At 62.0% G+C, this 2,184-nt stretch carries 2 protein-coding genes; both read left to right on the top strand.

Translation table 11 applies throughout. The features are described 5' to 3' along the window. Positions 1 to 177 precede the first annotated feature (177 nt). A protein-coding gene (locus tag C7G61_RS42550; protein WP_244608784.1) for an IS5 family transposase occupies positions 178 to 914 on the top strand; the annotation gives its coding sequence in 2 pieces (ribosomal slippage) (positions 178 to 484 and positions 484 to 914; 738 coding nt in all). A 125-nt stretch (positions 915 to 1,039) separates the two neighbouring features. Further along, positions 1,040 to 2,026, top strand: coding sequence for an IS481 family transposase (locus tag C7G61_RS42545; protein WP_108523392.1), 987 nt, complete (start codon positions 1,040 to 1,042; stop codon positions 2,024 to 2,026). Positions 2,027 to 2,184: the final 158 nt, after the last annotated feature.

Genomic DNA, 2,184 nt, shown 5'->3' with positions numbered 1-2,184 from the left:
ATACAACTCTGCTTCAGAAGTAAAAGCGGCGAAACTGCCATTGTTATTTTGTAATGGTTATCTAAACGTAACGGCATCCACTCCTAGAGCGCGTTGACATTCAGGCTTTCGACGGACTCGCAAATCTGATTCAAGCTCCTTTTGGGCGCGGAGGCTTGGGTGAGCGGAGTTCGTCTGATGTTGAAAGATCACCAGTGGGATCGGATGGAGCCGCATTTGCCGGGCAAACGCATGGATCCCGGCCGAACAGCGGTCGATAGCCGGCTGTTCGTGGAAGCGGTGCTCTGGCTGGCCCGAACTGGGGCGCCCTGGCGAGATCTGCCGGAACTCTTCGGCAACTGGAACAGCGCCTTTGTTCGCTTCTCGCGCTGGTCCAAGAGCGGCGTCTGGGATCGGCTTTTTGCCACCATGGCGGATGAGCCCGACTTCGAATACGTCATGATCGACTCAACCATTGTCCGGGCGCACCAGCATGCGGCGGGCAAAAAGGGGGGTGTGAGGCTCGTGCGATCGGACGCTCACGCGGCGGGCTGACGACCAAGATCCATGCCGTCGTTGATGCTTTGGGCAATCCGCTCCGCTTCATCCTGACGCCGGGACAGGTGAGCGATATCACTCAGGCCGAAGCCTTGATCGCTGATCTTCCCGCCGACCATGTCTTGGGGGACAAGGGCTACGATGCCAAGCCCTTGCGGGAGGCCATCGAAGGCCAGGATGCCGTGCCGGTCATCCCGCCCAGAACAACATCGCCGCAAGTCCCCTGCGACTACGCCCTCTACTGCGAGCGCAACCTCGTCGAGCGCTTCTTCCTGAAAATCAAGCACTTCAGACGCATCGCCACGCGCTACGAACAGACCCCACGGGCGTTTATGTCAATCCTTTGCCTCGTCAGCGCGTTCATCTGGACCAAATGAATGTCAACGCGCTCTAGTTGTTTGGTGGCGGAACGTTGTTGGGATCGGGTGCGTTACGCCATTGAGGAGTACACTTGGCGCTTTGACGGCCTGCGACGCCGAGCTTCTCACCGCAGGAGGACGTGATGCACTCCCTTCATCCGCAAGCCCGCACCACCCCCGCTGTCCGCCAGGAGATCGCCCGCTCGAGAGAGCCCACCGGCGTGCTGGCCCAGCGCTTCAGCGTGAGCACCGAGACCATCCGCAAGTGGCGCAAGCGCGGAGCCCAGGACTGCCAGGACCATTCCAGCCGGCCGCACAAGCTGCCCTGGAAAGCCACGGACGAGGAGCGCGCCATCGTCTGCGTCCTGCGCCAGGCCACCGGCTTTCCGCTCGACGATCTGACCTTCATCGTCACGCATTTCCTGCCGCATCTCAACCGCGATGCCGTCTACCGCATCCTCAAGGCCGAGGGTCTGGGACGATTGCCCCCGGCGCAGCAGCGCCAGCGCCGGAGCGGCACGTTCAAGGACTATGATCTCGGCTTCGTGCACATCGACATCAAGCACCTGCCCAAGCTGCAGACCGCCGACGGGGAGCGCCGCAAACGCTATTTGTATGTGGCCATCGACCGCTGCTCGCGCTGGGTGCACCTGGCCGTCAAGGACGATGAGCTGGCCACCAGCGCGGTCGCCTTCCTGAAAGAGGCGGTGCGCGCCTTCCCCTTCAAGGTCACGCACGTCCTGACGGATCGAGGATCCTGCTTCACGGCGGATGCTTTCGAGGACGCCTGCCGCCAGCTGAAGCTGGAGCACCGCAGGACCAAGCCCTACACGCCGCAGACCAATGGTCTCGTGGAGCGCTTCAACGGGCGGGTGCAGCGCGAGGTGCTGGGCATCACCATCTACAGCCATCGGGACCTCGAGACGCTGCTCAAGGGCTTCAATCAGGCCTATAACAGAAGACGTCAACGCGTGCTCAAGGGGCGATCCCCGGATGAGGTTGTGCGAAGCCGCCTGGCTGCCGAGCCGAAGCTCGCCAACCGCCGCTACAAGCCACCCGATGCAGACGCGTTGCCGCCAGCCCTCCAGGTCATCGCTCATGCCAAGGAGGTCTCGCATCCAGACAACTAGAGCATCGGATGGATCCTCCTCTTGGCTGGCGCATCGTTCGGGCGGAAACCGGGTCCACTTTTCGCTGACGCGGCCCTCCGGGTCCGCACGATGCGCTGGACACGACTCGCTTTTGCCTGCAAGGCTCCTGCCTTCATTCAGCCTCTTATCCAAGCCAT

It is taken from the genome of Bradyrhizobium algeriense, from assembly GCF_003062295.1.
GTDB lineage: Bacteria > Pseudomonadota > Alphaproteobacteria > Rhizobiales > Xanthobacteraceae > Bradyrhizobium > Bradyrhizobium algeriense.
Note: the sequence above shows the minus strand (reverse complement) of the source record. Positions and strands in the feature narration are given on the sequence as shown.

What these genes read in the sequence shown, in the direction of transcription:
- C7G61_RS42545 (WP_108523392.1), top strand. Translation starts at nt 1,040, where the DNA reads ATGCACTCCCTTCATCCGCAAGCCCGCACCACCCCCGCTGTCCGCCAG.